The organism is Nitrospirota bacterium, from assembly GCA_013388455.1.
Taxonomy (GTDB): domain Bacteria; phylum Nitrospirota; class Thermodesulfovibrionia; order Thermodesulfovibrionales; family SM23-35; genus JACAFF01.
In genome coordinates this window covers 50,019-65,529 of the sequence record JACAFF010000022.1, presented here as the reverse complement: position 1 = coordinate 65,529, position 15,511 = coordinate 50,019, and the positions used below count along the sequence as shown (strand labels likewise).

The window sequence follows — 15,511 nt, the reverse complement described above, 5'->3', positions numbered from 1 at the left end:
TTTATCCTCCTGCTATTGCAGGAACAATTGATACCTCATCATTGTCTTTAACCTCTGTCTGTTCATTCTTAAGGAATCTGATATCCTCTTCATTCAAATAGATATTTATAAATCTTCTAATTTTGCCCCCTTCGGATATCCTTTCTGCAATTCCTGGATATTTCCTGTCAAGCTCATTAATGAGATTTATTATAGTCCCCGGAGAACCTTCGACTTCTTCTTTCCCTTCAGTGAGTTTCTGCAATGGGGTAGGTATCCTTACTTTTACAGCCATCTATTTTCCTCCTGCTCTAATTTTTTCTAATGTATCCTCAAATGAACGAATATTAGGTTTTATAAAAAATGGTTGAATAGTATTTCCACTAAGTGCTTCTTGTGTTTTTAGCCCATTTCCTGTTATGCAAATTACTGTGACACCGTTTCTGCTTATTTTGCCTGATTCAATAAGTTTTTTTGTAACTGCAACCGTGACACCTCCTGCTGTTTCAGCAAATATCCCTTCTGTCCGTGCAAGGATTTTTATTCCATCTATTATCTCCTGATCTGATACATCCTCGCCAGTTCCTCCTGCTTCGTTAATAACCTGTGTAGCATAATAACCATCAGCCGGATTCCCGATAGCGAGTGATTTGGCGATTGTATAAGGTTTTACCGGCCTTATCACATCAATACCTTGTTTTATTGCTGTTGTAATTGGAGAACATCCTGTTGCCTGTGCAGCAAAGACTTTTGTATTGAGCTCCTCTATGATACCAATCTCTTTAAGCTCTTTAAAACTCTTCCATATCTTAGTGAGAAGTGAACCACTTGCACAGGGTATTATAATATTATCAGGTGTCTTCCATCCAAGTTGTTCAACAATTTCAAATCCATGAGTCTTTGATCCTTCTGCATAGAAAGGTCTTATATTAATATTGACAAAAGCCCATTTGTATTTATTTGCTATTTCACTACATAACCTATTCACATCATCATAATTTCCATCAACTGCAATAAGATTTGGTTCGTAAATTAAGGAAGCAATAATCTTACTCGCTTCAAGAGTTGCTGGAATAAAGATAAACCTTTGAAAACCAGCTTTTGCGCCATGTGCAGAGACTGAATGGGCAAGATTGCCTGTTGAAGCACAGGCGACAGTATCAAAACCAAATTCTTTTGCCTTAGTTAATGCTATTGCAACAACCCTATCTTTGAATGAAAGTGTTGGATGAACTACTGTGTCATCTTTTATATAAAGTTCTTTTAAGCCAAATATCTTCGCAAGATTTTTAGCCTTAACGAGCGGAGTAAAGCCGGAATTTAATCCAGCCTGAGGTTCCCCATCAATAGGCAGAAGCTCTTTGTATCTCCAGAGATTTTTTGGCCTTTTTTCAATTATGTTTTTTGTTAATACTTTCTTTATGCTTTCATAATCATATACTACCTCAAGAGGCCCAAAGCAGAACTCACAGACATATACTGGAGCGATAGCATATTGCCTGCCACACTCACGGCACTTAAGACCTCTTACATAACCCATATAAATATCTCCTGAGTCTCTATTACTGAGAAATTCCTCGTTTCGCCCGGAATAACGACTAAAATAGACTGCAATGATTTTAAATTTTACTTCAAAATAGAGAATAATTGAAAGGGATGGTTCTAATTAACCCAAATAATGCAATTGAATAATGCAGATGTTGCGAGAAAATTTATTTTTTGATACCTTAGTGTACCTTTAACTAATGGTTTTACGAATATTTTTATTCATCGAACGAATCTGAATAATTTAATAAATTCATCGAGTTAAAGAAATTTTCGAGCAATGTCTGCATTATTCGGGTTAATGAGTCTCTATGATTTCTATTTCTCTGACGCCATCTTTTATCTCAAAGGCTTTGATTACGGCAGCACCGGAAGCAAGACTTACGATGACATGAAATGTGTCAGGGTAAAATGCGAGGCTTATGTCTTTGGGCGAAGGATATGCAGAGGAAACAGGATGAGAGTGATATATTGCGACCATAGCGAGTCCAAGCCCGCTCATTTCTTTCATGGCAATAAATTGTTCCCTTGAATCCATCAGATAACTTACAGAAGATTTTTCGACATTAGTCATCTTGAAGACTTTTTCTACGACATTGTTTTTCCCTGCAAGAATACCACATGCCTCATACGGAGATTGTTCCTGGCAGTGTAAGATAATTTCTGTTAAAAAATGGCCAGGGATAATTAATTTAGCGGAAAAATGAGAGGGGTCACACTTTGACATAGGACAATTGTCTCTCTATTTTCTCTACCTCTCTTCTTAATCTTGTGTTTTCTTTCAATCTTCTTTTAAACCGCTCATATATCTTTACTACTGCAGAATAACTTAAATTACTAAAATATTCTCCAATCTGTATCTTTGAGTAAAAGGAATTACGTAAGGTCACTTTGTCTTTCGTCAAGGTGCAACCCCAAGAAACCCTATAAGCTTTCTTACCCTTTTTGTCCCCACACCGCATATACCGGATCTGAATAAGGCATAGCTGGATAATATCTATCATCCTCATTTCTTGGAAGTCCTCTCATCGAAAAGGTTTTAAGGTTTTTATATAAGCCTTTTTGTAAAAAATATTCAAGAATGAGACCCATCCGTTCAAAATCGTGGAGTTCAGTCCATATCTTTATAACCTTGGGCGGAAACCACCGATTTGAAAAGGTAACCATACAATACCCGCCTGTTTTTAGAACCCTTGCTATTTCCACGAAAACTTCGAAGGGGTATATCAGGTATTCCACAGAAACGGTACAAATAACTGCATCGAATGTGTTGTCGGTGAAGGGGAGCAATGGATCTCTATTCAGATCATGTATAACTTGATCGGTAAGTTGGGGATTCTGCAACATCTCCTCCCGATTGAGCCCAAGCCCGACAAGCGATTCAAGTTTTATGTTCTGGGGTATATGTGACCTCCAGCTGCTCATAAGATCCAGAACCTTCATCCCATTTTCCAGTGTCTGACCATATAAATCACTGATTACTGATATGGCTCTATCATCAATATGGGTAACAAGACGAGGTTTTTTATAGAAGTCTGCATCAATATGTTCATTTATTCTCCTGAAAGGTTCATCCGAAAAGAAATCTGTGGGAATACTTCGGCAGCGTGTCTGCATCCCAGGGCCGGAGGTTATTATTTCCATCCAGTCGGTACATGACCCACCAAGTATCCCGCTATTCCTCCTTACATCTTTTATAGCCATAGTAAGATTGCCATTCATAAGTGAAAGCGGATGATTAAAATCCACGGTAATGGTAGCATCTGTTATCCCCGAACATCGAAATGGCTCAACGTTCCCGCGAAAGATGCCCGGAAGCGCCTTCAGCAGGCCTTTTGGATAAAAACGTCCAAATCGAGGCTCTGTCTTTAATGGAGCAGTGTAAAGATGGTCAAATTGTCTTTGTTCAATAGAGAACTCATAATTCTGTGAGTAGGGCGATACAATGTCTTTTATAATGTTTGGGATTACTATTGTATCTCCTTTTGATTTTCCCATTAGCGAATCGCTAATCTTCTGCGGAAAGATGTCACGGTAAAAATTCACTTTCCCTGCAAAAAAGCAGTCGGTGTGGAATATAGCGGAGTTTTCCCAGCATAGTGAGAATTCAATGCTTGCTACTGATTTTTCATGTATGATCGTTGCTGTATGTTCCAGTGATTTATTCCTGTTTGTCTTTGCCACAAATCACAAGTTGCAATTGAGAAATTATTTTATATATTATATATAATTAATAAGAAATGAAACAACCGTTCAAGAAGTCCGGTTTATAGTCTGAAGGTAGAATTATAAAGAAAATCAGAAAAGTATCTAAGCAGGTTTCATTGACCTGTAAATGCAAAAGTTTCTGTTATTGGTAACAAAGACGAGAAATGAATCGATATAATTTTACATCAAGGTTAATAGCATTCTGTATTTTAATCATCACTTCAATGTTTCTGAATTTAATGGGATGCATGGGTACCAAGGAAAAAACTTATCTGCCTTTACAGATTGTGCCTTATGTGGATTTAACACGCTATGCAGGAACATGGTATGAGATTGCAAGATATCCCCACATCTTTCAGGAGGGTTGTGTAGGAAGTAAGGCAACGTATACCCTGAGAGATGATGGTAAAATCTCTGTTCTAAATGAATGTTATGACAAATCTTTCAGCGGCAAAATTAGGTCTGCAAAAGGTAAAGCATGGATAGTCGATAAAGAAACAAATGCCAAGTTGAAGGTATCTTTTTTCTGGCCTTTTGCTGGAGACTATTGGATAATTGATCTGGGTAAAAATTATGAATATGCCGTTATAGGACATCCGAGTCGGAAATACCTTTGGATTTTGAGCCGCACAAAGGAGATTGAGCCAGAGGTATATAAAGCAATTCTCTCTCGTTTGAGGGATAAGCAATATGATACCTCTAAACTTATTAAAACTGAGCAAAAATAGGAGAAACATGACACTCAAAGAATATTTCAGAAGCGCAAATGGCATAGGTATTTTATCTACCGCTGATTCAAAAGGCAAGGTAGATATAGCAATCTATTCTGTCCCTCATGTTTTTGAAGACGGAACATTAGCTTTTATAATGAGAGAACGTCTTACTCATCATAACTTGCAATCAAATCCATATGCCGCATTTTTATTTATTGAAAATAATGCAGGTTATAGAGGGGTAAGGCTGTTTTTGAAAAAGGTAAAGGAAGAGACTGACTCAGCCTTAATAGCTAAAATGACCAGACGCAATTTAACACCTGAAGAGGACAAGAATAAAGGTCCAAAATTTTTAGTATATTTTACCGTTGAAAAGGTACTCCCATTAATTGGAGGCGGCGAAAGCAATATCAGCTTATTTTGATGTTACAATCATATTCTATTTCTCGTTATAGCTATTAAAATCCGACCGCTTAAATTGATAAGAATTTGAAAGAGTTCTTTGTTGCTACCTTTTATTTCTTGAAAGTTTCCGGTTTCTGAAAAGATTTTCCGTAATACTTTTCAATATATTTTCTATGAATTATTAAAATAACGAATTGGTTTTAAGTAAGTAGATTTTAAAAGATTTAGATAGCACTTGATTAATAGGAATTATTACTATATAATATTAATTATGAAAAAGGAAATGTTAGATTCTTTTTTGTCAGCTTTTTATGAAGCGTGTCAAAAAAACAATTTAAAGGTAACACCTCAACGGGTTGAGGTATATAAAGAATTAGTAAAATTTAATGACCATCCTTCTGTAACAAAGATATATAAGAGAGTAAAACAAAAATTTCCTAATATTTCTTTTGACACTGTTAATAGAACGCTTCAATTATTTGTGGAAATAGGAGTGGCAAAACTTGTAGAAGGAGTGCAAGACATAAGAAGGTATGATGGCGTTACAAAACGACACAATCACTTCCATTGCGTAAAATGCAATAGAATTATTGATATTTATGATGAGCGTTTAGATAACATTGAAATTCCAGAAGATTTATATGAAAAATTGGCAATTATAGATACTAAAATTGTATTTAATGGCCTGTGTGAAAAATGTAAAAAATAATAGTAATTTTCAATGAGAAACCCTTTGGGTTTAAAACAATAGGAGGTTTGTATGGAACATCAAACAAAAGAATCAATAAAACAAAAAAGATCAATATGGGGAAAATGGCCTGATCTTCTGAACCTAAAGATACTCTATCAAAACCCAGTTGATAACAATCCCTATGGAAAAGATTATAACTACCCTGAAGAATTCAAGAGCCTTGATTTAGAAACAGTAAAAAAAGACCTTAAAGAACTCATGACAAAATCTGAAGATTGGTGGCCTGCTGACTTCGGACATTATGGCGGACTGTTTATTCGTATGGCATGGCATAGCGCCGGCACTTATCGAATTGGCGATGGTCGCGGTGGTGCAAATGCAGGTCAGCTACGTTTTCCACCCCTGCATGATTGGCCTGATAATGTTAACCTTGATAAGGCAATAAGGCTTCTCTGGCCTATCAAAAAGAAGTATGGGAGAAAGATTTCATGGGCTGACTTAATTATTCTTGCCGGAAATGTAGCCTTAGAATCAATGGGGTTTAAAACTTATGGATTTGCTGGTGGTCGTGAAGACTGGTGGGAATCTGATGAGAGTGTTGACTGGGGACCTGAAGCAGAATGGCTTGAAGATAGACGCAGGACTAAAGAAGGTGAAATTGAAATGCCATACTCTGCTGTTCAGATGGGGCTTATTTATGTTAATCCTGAGGGTCCCGGAGGCAATCCAGACCCTGTGGCTGCTGCAAAAGATATCCGTGAGATTTTTAAACGTATGGGCATGAATGATGAAGAAACTGTTGCTTTAATCGCTGGTGGACATTCTTTCGGTAAATGTCATGGCGCTGCACATGAGTCTCATGTTGGCCCAGAACCAGATGCTACATCCATTGAAGAACAGGGATTGGGATGGAAAAACAGTTTTAAAACAGGCAAAGGGCCTGATACCATAACAAGTGGCTTAGAAGTGACATGGACTACCACACCAACAAAGTGGAGTATAAACTTTTTATATAATCTTTTTAATTACGAATGGGAACTGATTAAAAGTCCAGCAGGTAAATATCAATGGATAGCAAAGAATGCTCCAGAAATCATACCAGATGCCCATGATACAAATAAAAAACATAAACCAACAATGCTTACTACTGACCTTGCCCTGCGGTTTGACCCCATTTATGAAAAAATATCCCGTCGTTTTTTAGAAAATCCTGAAGAGTTTGCAAAAGCTTTTGCAAAAGCCTGGTTCAAACTTACCCATCGTGATCTCGGTCCAAGAGCGCGCTGGCTTGGACATGAAGTCCCCAAAGAAATCGAGCCATGGCATGAACCTCTGCCAGAACTTAACCATCCAGTAATTGAAGATAAAGATATTACTGAGTTAAAGAATAAAATACTTTCTTCAGGTCTTGGCATTTCAGAATTAGTTTATACTGCATGGTCATCAGCTTCTACCTTCAGGTGCTCGGATAAACGTGGTGGTACAAATGGTGCAAGAATTCGTCTTGTTCCTCAGAAAGATTGGGATGTAAATATGCCGGAACAGCTTGCTAAAGTACTTAAAGTACTTGAAGACATACAAATAGAGTTTAACAATAATCATGCTAAAACTGATGCTAAACAAGTATCTCTCGCCGACCTTATTGTTTTAGCTGGCTGCACAGCAATCGGAGAGGCTGCCCGTAAAGCTGGCTATGCTGTGCAAGTACCATTCACACCAGGGCGTGTTGATGCATCACAGGAACAGACGGATATAGAGACTTATACTTATATGGAACCAAAACATGATGGTTTTCGTAATTATCTAAAAACAAGATTTCGTTTACTGCCAGAAAAACTATTAGTTGATAAAGCTCAACTTCTTGGGTTAACTGCACCTGAAATGACAGTCTTAATCGGTGGGTTGAGGGTTCTGAATGCAAACTATAAAAATTTAAGATATGGTGTATTTACCAACCGTCCTGAAGTATTAACAAATGATTTTTTTGTAAACCTTCTTGACATGGGAATATACTGGAAACCAGTTGATGATAATTACTTATTTGAAGGATATGGTCGCAAAACCAACGAACTCAAATGGACTGCTACAAGGTTTGATTTGATATTTGGTCATAATCCACAACTTAGAGCAATTGCCGAAGTTTATGCCTGTGATGATGCAAAAGAAAAATTCGTAAATGACTTTATATCAGCATGGAATAAGGTGATGAATCTTGGTCGTTTCTAACTATTTGAAATATCAGAATAAATATTTGTTTAATGCTGAGAAGGTTCACCCAGATAATTTAGGCATTGCTTAAAAATTTATTTAACTGATTTGCCTGAGGCGGATTTACCCTCCTCAGGCGGGTCAACTCAATAATTTTATGAAAATAGCATATCTGGCAATAACTCAATTTATAAAACAAAATAAACTACCTTAGTATAAAAACATGGCTTTATTTTTATATTTTGGTGTAGTTGCATATTTTATCTCTGAGGCTTACGCTTCGACTTCAGCCCCCAAAAATTCTTCAGGGTATAAACCAGAGTTACACAATGTATTACAACAGAAGATACAGGACTGTTAGGCATTTATTACAGATAGGGAATTTGGGTATAAGAGTAAAGAAATAGCATTCTATCTTCAAAAAGACCCATCGGTAATCACCAGATATTTGAAAGAAGGAGAAACCTTTAAAGCGGATATGGAAAATGTTTTAAATATGCTAAATGAAAAGACAAATTGCAATAAACAAGTCCGACCCCATTCCACATTCCACAACATATGCATTTTTCGGGTTAGCTGTACTCAATCAACTTAGTTATTGTTGGTTTATCGCTGCAGACAGGGCAATTAGGGTTTTTCGGGATTTTTACTTTCCTGAATGAAGGTTTGAGTGCATTATATATGAGAAGCTCACCTTTGAGTAAAGTGCCAATTTGCAGGATTAGTTTAAGGACCTCTGCTGCCTGCAATGTCCCGATAACGCCCGGGATTGCTCCAAAAAGCCCGACTTCTGAGGGTGCGGGAAGGACACCGGGCGGAGGTGGTTCTTCGAAAAGACACCGGTAGCAAGGACCATCCCCCGGGACTACAACCGTCAACTGGCCTTCGAACTTGAAAATAGCTCCTGTAACCAGAGGTTTCTTAGACATAACGCAAGCGTCGTTTACAAGAAAACGGGTAGAAAAGTTATCACTGCAATCTACTACAATATCGTAATTTTTTATGTGCTCAAGGACATTCAGTTTTGTTAATCTGTCCCTGATTGCAACGATATGGACATCGGGATTGAGAGATTCGAATGTCTTTTTTGCAGAATCAACTTTTGGTTTGCCGAGTGTCTTTGTGCTGTGAGCTATCTGTCGCTGGAGATTGCTTAAATCAACGTTGTCATTATCAATGAATGCTATGGTTCCAACCCCTGCTGCTGAGAGGTAATAACCAACTGGTGAGCCGAGTCCCCCAGCACCAACTACGAAGACCTTTGCATTAGAAATCTTAATCTGCCCTTCTATCCCGACTTCGGGGAGCATTATATGTCGCAGGTAACGGAGGTGCTGTTCCTCACTAAATTTCATGAGCGCTTTTTTATTAGCCTGTTTCTTTGTCCTCAACCCTGATAAGTACTGTTTTACCCATAACAACAGGCAGGCGGTCTATTTCTTTTAGAGCCTTTCTGACATTTTTCTCTTTTGCTTCGTGAGTTAGTACAACGAGTGGAACGGCCTTACCAACTCTTCTGCCTTTCTGTATAACAGAAGCAATACTGATATTATTGTTTCCGAGAATTCCTGATATTTTTGAAAGCACACCGGGTTTATCAAGTGCAGTAAACCTGAAGTAATACATTGATGTTACTTCATCCATTTTTTTGATTCTTATTTTCCTTTTTGGCTTGGCTAATAAAGGTAATCTTTCTGTAACATTTTTCCTTATATCCTTTGCAATCCCAACTATATCACTTACAACTGCACCTCCTGTTGGGAGGTCTCCTGCACCTCTTCCATAATATAAAGTAGAACCTGTGGCATCTCCTTCTATGTATATTGCATTAAAAGAGCCATCCACTTTTGATATGAGATAATTTTCGGGGATCATCGTTGGATGAACCCTTAGTTCTATCAAGTTATCCTTGTCTTTTGCAATAGCGAGAAGTTTTATTTTATAACCAAGTTCTGAAGCAAATTTTATATCCTCCTGTGTAATTCTGGAAATTCCCTCGGCATATATATCTTTAAAATGAAAGGGTAACCCATAAGCAAGAAATGCGAGTATGGCAAGTTTATGTGCAGAATCGATTCCCTCTATGTCCAATGTTGGATCAGCTTCAGCATAACCGAGTTCCTGAGCCTCTTTGAGTGCATCTTCAAACTCGACGTTTTCATCTGTCATTTTTGTGAGTATGTAATTAGAAGTTCCATTTATGATGCCGTATATAGCCTTAAATCTATTTGCAACAAGACCTTCACGTATGACTTTTATAATTGGAATACCGCCAGCCACTGATGCTTCAAACCCGATCTCAATCCCGGCTTTTTGCGCAGCATTGAATATTTCATTGCCCTCTGTTGCCAGAAGCGCTTTGTTTGCAGTCACTATATGTTTGCCATTTCTTATTGCTGTAAGGATAAAGTCCTTTGCCGGTGATATCCCACCTATAAGTTCTGCAACAATGTCTATCTCTGGATCATTGAGCACAGAATGCACATTTTTTGTGATCATACCTTTTGGTAGTTTTATGCCTCTGTCTTTTTTTATATCACGCACAGCAACTCTTTTAACCTGTATATCAAAACCGAGTCTTTCCCTTAGAATATCCCTGTTCTCAAGGAGAATACGGACCGTGCCTTTACCTACTGTTCCAAACCCGATAATTCCAACAGAGATTATATTTTTTTTCAACGTTATCAACACTCCAATCTATTAAAAGTTGTCATAAATATTTCTTCAGGGTATGTTTAATACCTTTTGTTGCCTGCCTTATCCTGTGTTCATTTTCAACAAGCGCAAATCTCACAAAATTGTCACCTCCTTCTCCAAATCCGATTCCAGGGGAGACGGCAACTTTTGCTTCTCTAATAAGTAGCTTTGTAAATTCGAGAGATCCCATTTTCTTCAAAGGTTCGGGAATCTCTGCCCATACAAACATTGTTGCCTTTGGAGGAACAACATTCCACCCAGCTTTGTGCAAACCTTTTATAAGTTCATTTCGTCTTGATTCATATGTTTTTCGTATATTCTCAACGCAATCCTGTGGCCCACGCAATGCAATAATACTCGCAATCTGAATAGGCTGGAACATTCCATAATCGAGATAACTCTTTATCTTTGTGAGAGCTCCTACAATCTCCTGATTACCGACACAAAAGCCTACTCTCCAACCTGCCATAGAATAACTCTTTGTCATTGAAAAAAATTCAACTCCAATTTCCTTAGCGCCAGGAACTTGCAAAAAACTTGGTGCCTTATAACCGTCGAATACAAGATCTGCATATGCAAGGTCATGTATTACGATAAGATTATTTTCTTTTGCAAAATCAACTACTTTTTTAAAGAAACCAAGACCCTCCACAACCTGTGTCGTTGGATTATGAGGAAAATTTATAATAAGCATTTTTGGCCTTGGCCATGAAGACTTGTATGCCTTTTCCAACTCTTCGAAGAAATCAATTCCTTCCCCGATGGGTATGCTTCTCACTTCACCACCAGCTATGATTACACTGTAAGGATGTATTGGATATGCAGGAGCCGGTGTCAGAACTACATCTCCTGGACTTACAGTGGCAAGAACAAGATGTGAAAGTCCTTCTTTTGATCCAATTGTTACAACAGCCTCGAGTTCCGGGTCGAGAATAACATTATAACGTCTGGCATACCATTCGCAGATTGCATTCCTTAATTGTGTAATTCCCTTTGATGCAGAATACCTGTGATTTTTGGGATTTTGTGCAGCTTCGCAAAGTTTATCAATTATATGTTTAGGGGTTGCACCGTCAGGATTTCCCATCCCGAGGTCGATAATATCTTCACCACGGTGTCTCGCTTCAATTTTCAGCGCATTTACAATGCTGAAGACATAAGGTGGAAGTCTCTTGATTCTGTTAAAGTCGAACATATTTATTTACTCCATTTCAATTATTATACATCTCCTCTGCATTCATTGAACTCCTGACGAGAGGTGCAGAAGCAGCATATTTAAAACCGATTGAAATAGCTTCGAGCCGAAGCTTTTCGAAAACCTCAGGCTTTATATACTCAACAACAGGAATGTTTGCTTTTGAAGGTCTCATGTACTGACCTATTGTAATAAAATCACACCCAGAATATCTAAGATCCTTAAGCACATTTTTAACCTCAAGCAATGTTTCCCCCAGGCCGAGCATAATACCTGACTTTGTAAGTATGTGTGGTTTCTGTTTTTTTGCTTCTTTAAGTATATCAAGAGAACGTCTGTAATCCGCAGCAGGCCTGATTGAAGGATAAAGTCGAGGCACGGTTTCGATATTATGATTAAAAACATCAGGGTTTGAATCGAGCACTGTTTTGAGATGATTAATATTGCCCTGAAAATCAGGAGTGAGAACCTCAACCTTTACGCCGGGAAGATAATTTTTTACAGATGATACTGTTTTAGCAAAATGTCCTGCCCCCCCGTCAGGAAGGTCATCTCTTGTTACAGAGGTAATCACCACATATCTGAGCTTTATCTCCTGAGCAGCCTTCCCAATGTTTTCCGGTTCATCAGCATCCGGGGGCTCAGGAGGCGAAGATTTTATAGAGCAGAAACTACAGTTCCGGGTGCACTTAGAGCCGAGTATCATAAATGTCGCTGCAGGTTTGGTGAAGCATTCAGTAATATTAGGGCACCTCGCCTCTTCACAGACTGTATTAATACCATACTTTCGTAAAATCTTTTTTGTGTCATGAATTTGCCCGAGACGAATTTTTGATTTTATCCAGTATGGAGAGCATCTTCTATTTCTTTGTAAAACCTTTGTTTCATCAAACATAATGATTAAAAATAAAAGAAAACAATAACTTTGTCAAATTTCTTTTTCTTTTGCCTCGTCCCATAATTTATCCATTTCCTCAAGTGTCATATCTGAGATTTTCCTACCCTGTTCCGCTGCTTTCATCTCTATATAACGAAACCGGTGGATGAATTTGGTGATAGTTTTACGATGAGCATCTTCAGGATTCACTCCAATGAATCTTGATAAATTAACAAGCATAAAAATTATGTCACCAAGCTCATCTTCTATTTCTTGTTGTTTGCCAGATTTTATAGCATTTTTGAGTTCGTTTATTTCCTCATCAACTTTCTTTAAGACATCCTCAACCCTTTCCCAATCGAAACCTACCTTTGCAGCCCTTTTCTGAAGACGATATGCCCTCAGAAGAGAAGACATTGCCTTTGGAACTCCCTCAAGGATTGAATCCCGGAGTTTGCCCTCCTGTTTTTTTAAAACCTCCCATTGTTTTATAACCTCTTCGGGAGTTTTGCATTCAGTATCTCCGAAGACATGCGGATGCCTTATAACCATTTTTTTCACTATCTTTTCTAATACATCAGACATCTCAAACTCTTTATTCTCTTTTGCTAACTGACACTGGAACACGATTTGAAACAAAAGGTCGCCAAGTTCCTCTTTTATTTTTTCAGGGTCATCCTCTTCGATCGCTTCAATAAGTTCATAAGCTTCTTCTATTATGTAAGGTTTCAGGGATTCACGCGTCTGTTTCTTATCCCATGGACATCCTTTATCACTTCTGAGTTTTTCCATTATTGCTATGAGTTCTTTAAAATCCATATGTCTTTTTTTTATGAAGAGCAGATATCCAGTATTATCTCCCTTTCATCCATGTCTACCCTGTCAATCCTTACCCTTAATTCTTTTCCGATAGAAAATGAATGCTTTGTGTGTCTGCCTACGAGACTCATTGATTGCTCATTGTATTGATAGAAATCATCACTCATATATGATACATGAAGGAATCCTTCAACAAAAAATTTTTTTAATCTTACTTTCAATCCATAGGGAGTGACACTCACAACCTTTGCATCAAATTCTTCTCCAACCTTATCCTTCATAAGCCATACTCTCATTGCCTCTATAACCTCTCTCTCTGCTTTATCTGCAAGGCGTTCCATACGGGAAGACTGGAAAGAAATATCAGGTAAAAGTTTATTTAAATCCTGAATGCGTTTTTTCGAAAGATGTTTTTTATCTAACACCTCCCGTAAAATTCGATGAACAATAAGATCAGGATAACGCCTTATTGGTGAAGTAAAGTGTGTATAGCATTTTGATGCAAGACCAAAATGTCCAATGTTAATGTGTGAATACCTTGCCTGTTTAAGACTTCTTAAGATTAAATAATGTATTACTTCTTCCTCGGGTTTTCCTTTTATCCCTCTAAGTATATCAGGAAAATCTTTTGGTTTTAGAGGATGCTTTGATTTCCATATTGATCTAATAAACTTGAAGATATCCTTAAATTTTAGCGGATCTGGCTCTTCATGAATCCTGTATATCATTGGAATCTCAAGGCTTTTAAGATATTCTGATACAGCCTCGTTTGCAGCGATCATAAATTCTTCTATCATGATATGTGCAAAGTTTCGTTCAGCTCTTAAGATAGCCTCTGGCATACCCTGTATATCGAGAAGAACCTCTGGTTCAGGCAGGTCAAAATCAAGACTTCCCCTTTGAAGCCTGTTGTTTCTGAGCAAGCCACAGAGTTCTGCCATCAAATCAAAAGTGTGAAGAAGATAATCGTATTTCCTCCGTTCAGCAGGATCGTTATCAATAAGTATTTTTCTGACAGATGTATAAGTCATTCGTTCATTGCTGACTATAATACTTGGATAAAATTTTGAATCGAGTCTGTTCCCATTCCTGTCAAAATCCATTTCAATTGTGAAGGTTAATCGTTCTACTTTCGGTTTTAGACTGCAAATATCTTCAGATAATTCTTTTGGTAGCATTGGTAAAACCCTATCAGGAAAATATATGCTTGTTCCTCTTTCCCTTGCTTCTAAATCTAATGCAGAATTCCAGACTACATAGAAACTAACGTCAGCAATATGGACGTAAAGTTTGTATCCATGCATGGTGAGTTCGATAGAAACAGCATCGTCAAAGTCACGTGCGCGTTCGCCATCAATAGTCATAGTGGGAAGCAGTCTCAGGTCTTTTCTTTTTAATTCTGCTCCATATTTAAATCTTCGATTATTTTTAATGAGGAGTTCCGCTTCTTCAAGCACATTTTTAGGAAATCTTCTTGGTAGATTGAACTCATCAATAATAGCCTCTACATCTGCTTTTGGATTTTCAGGTTTTTCCAGAATTTTCACAATCCTGCCAGAGAGCGGTTTTCTATCTGTTGGATAATTGATTATTTCAGCAATTACCATATCGCCATTTTTGGCATTCCCTTTTTCTTTGTCGGGTATATGTATATCAAAATGAATAGATTTATCTTTGGGTTTAACATAAAAACCTGTTTTTGTAACCTCAAATTTTCCAGCAATTCTTGTATAAGCCCTTTCGAGTATTCTGATTATCTGACCCTCTCTTTTTTTCCAGTTTTCAATGCGAACAAGCACTCTGTCGTTACTCAATGCCCCGAGTTTTGACCTGGCTGGGATAAAAATATCCCTCTCTCCCGGTTTTTCAAGAATTACAAAACCATATCCATCTTTATGAGATTCAAAATAACCAGTTACAAGGTTCATTCCCTCAGATAGACCGTAAAGCCCTTTTCTTGTTCGAACAATATCTCCTTCGCGGACCAAAATATTCAAAATTCTTCTAAGGGCTCGTATTTCTGATCTGCTGAGTTTTAGAATAAAAGCAATCTCTCTAAAACTGAGAGGTTTTGTTATTGTCTCCTTGAAAAAATTGATTACAGATTCTTGAGTTACCATATCTTTTATTTTACGGTATTTCTATTCAAAAGTTTTTTAGTATAAGGGAATCCT

At 37.6% G+C, this 15,511-nt stretch carries 14 protein-coding genes; 4 read left to right on the top strand and 10 right to left on the bottom strand.

Annotated elements, in window-relative coordinates:
- Position 1: 1 nt before the first annotated feature.
- The 4 genes from HXY53_05150 to HXY53_05135 all read right to left on the bottom strand — a co-directional run bounded on the left by HXY53_05150 (position 2) and on the right by HXY53_05135 (position 3,708).
- Positions 2 to 274, bottom strand: a complete 273-nt coding sequence (locus HXY53_05150; protein ID NWF75947.1) for a MoaD/ThiS family protein — start codon at positions 272 to 274, stop codon at positions 2 to 4.
- On the bottom strand, positions 275 to 1,519 hold the full coding sequence (locus tag HXY53_05145) for a threonine synthase (GenBank protein ID NWF75946.1): 1,245 nt from the start codon (positions 1,517 to 1,519) through the stop codon (positions 275 to 277).
- A gap of 303 nt (positions 1,520 to 1,822) precedes the next feature.
- Complete coding sequence (locus tag HXY53_05140) at positions 1,823 to 2,251, bottom strand: M67 family metallopeptidase (GenBank protein NWF75945.1); 429 nt, start codon at positions 2,249 to 2,251, stop codon at positions 1,823 to 1,825.
- Between the two features lie 209 nt (positions 2,252 to 2,460).
- Positions 2,461 to 3,708 carry a class I SAM-dependent methyltransferase gene (locus tag HXY53_05135; GenBank protein NWF75944.1) on the bottom strand — a complete coding sequence of 416 codons (1,248 nt, stop codon included), beginning with the start codon at positions 3,706 to 3,708 and terminating at the stop codon, positions 2,461 to 2,463.
- 248 nt (positions 3,709 to 3,956) lie between these two features.
- On the opposite strand from HXY53_05135, the gene HXY53_05130 reads away from it, so the two are divergent.
- From HXY53_05130 to katG, 4 genes are all read left to right on the top strand, one after another.
- Complete coding sequence (locus HXY53_05130) at positions 3,957 to 4,460, top strand: lipocalin family protein (GenBank protein ID NWF75943.1); 504 nt, start codon at positions 3,957 to 3,959, stop codon at positions 4,458 to 4,460.
- A 7-nt stretch (positions 4,461 to 4,467) separates the two neighbouring features.
- Positions 4,468 to 4,869, top strand: coding sequence for a pyridoxamine 5'-phosphate oxidase family protein (locus HXY53_05125; GenBank protein NWF75942.1), 402 nt, complete (start codon positions 4,468 to 4,470; stop codon positions 4,867 to 4,869).
- 252 nt (positions 4,870 to 5,121) lie between these two features.
- Positions 5,122 to 5,559, top strand: a complete 438-nt coding sequence (locus HXY53_05120) for a transcriptional repressor (GenBank protein NWF75941.1) — start codon at positions 5,122 to 5,124, stop codon at positions 5,557 to 5,559.
- A 51-nt stretch (positions 5,560 to 5,610) separates the two neighbouring features.
- Entirely contained in the window at positions 5,611 to 7,767 is a 2,157-nt protein-coding gene (gene katG / locus HXY53_05115) for a catalase/peroxidase HPI (GenBank protein ID NWF75940.1), read from the top strand.
- Positions 7,768 to 8,321: 554 nt separating this feature from the next.
- Here the strand turns inward: katG and moeB are convergent.
- From moeB to rnr, 6 genes are read right to left on the bottom strand one after another with little or no spacing between them, the layout of a single operon-like run.
- Positions 8,322 to 9,104: a molybdopterin-synthase adenylyltransferase MoeB gene (gene moeB, locus HXY53_05110; protein NWF75939.1), complete on the bottom strand. Its 783-nt coding sequence runs from the start codon at positions 9,102 to 9,104 to the stop codon at positions 8,322 to 8,324.
- 13 nt (positions 9,105 to 9,117) lie between these two features.
- Positions 9,118 to 10,428, bottom strand: coding sequence for a homoserine dehydrogenase (locus tag HXY53_05105; GenBank protein ID NWF75938.1), 1,311 nt, complete (start codon positions 10,426 to 10,428; stop codon positions 9,118 to 9,120).
- A 31-nt stretch (positions 10,429 to 10,459) separates the two neighbouring features.
- Positions 10,460 to 11,641, bottom strand: coding sequence for an alanine transaminase (alaC, locus tag HXY53_05100; GenBank protein ID NWF75937.1), 1,182 nt, complete (start codon positions 11,639 to 11,641; stop codon positions 10,460 to 10,462).
- A 16-nt stretch (positions 11,642 to 11,657) separates the two neighbouring features.
- Positions 11,658 to 12,536, bottom strand: coding sequence for a lipoyl synthase (gene lipA / locus HXY53_05095; GenBank protein ID NWF75936.1), 879 nt, complete (start codon positions 12,534 to 12,536; stop codon positions 11,658 to 11,660).
- Between the two features lie 33 nt (positions 12,537 to 12,569).
- Positions 12,570 to 13,337 carry a nucleoside triphosphate pyrophosphohydrolase gene (mazG, locus tag HXY53_05090; protein NWF75935.1) on the bottom strand — a complete coding sequence of 256 codons (768 nt, stop codon included), beginning with the start codon at positions 13,335 to 13,337 and terminating at the stop codon, positions 12,570 to 12,572.
- Positions 13,338 to 13,348: 11 nt separating this feature from the next.
- Entirely contained in the window at positions 13,349 to 15,457 is a 2,109-nt protein-coding gene (gene rnr / locus HXY53_05085) for a ribonuclease R (protein NWF75934.1), read from the bottom strand.
- Positions 15,458 to 15,511 lie beyond the last annotated feature (54 nt).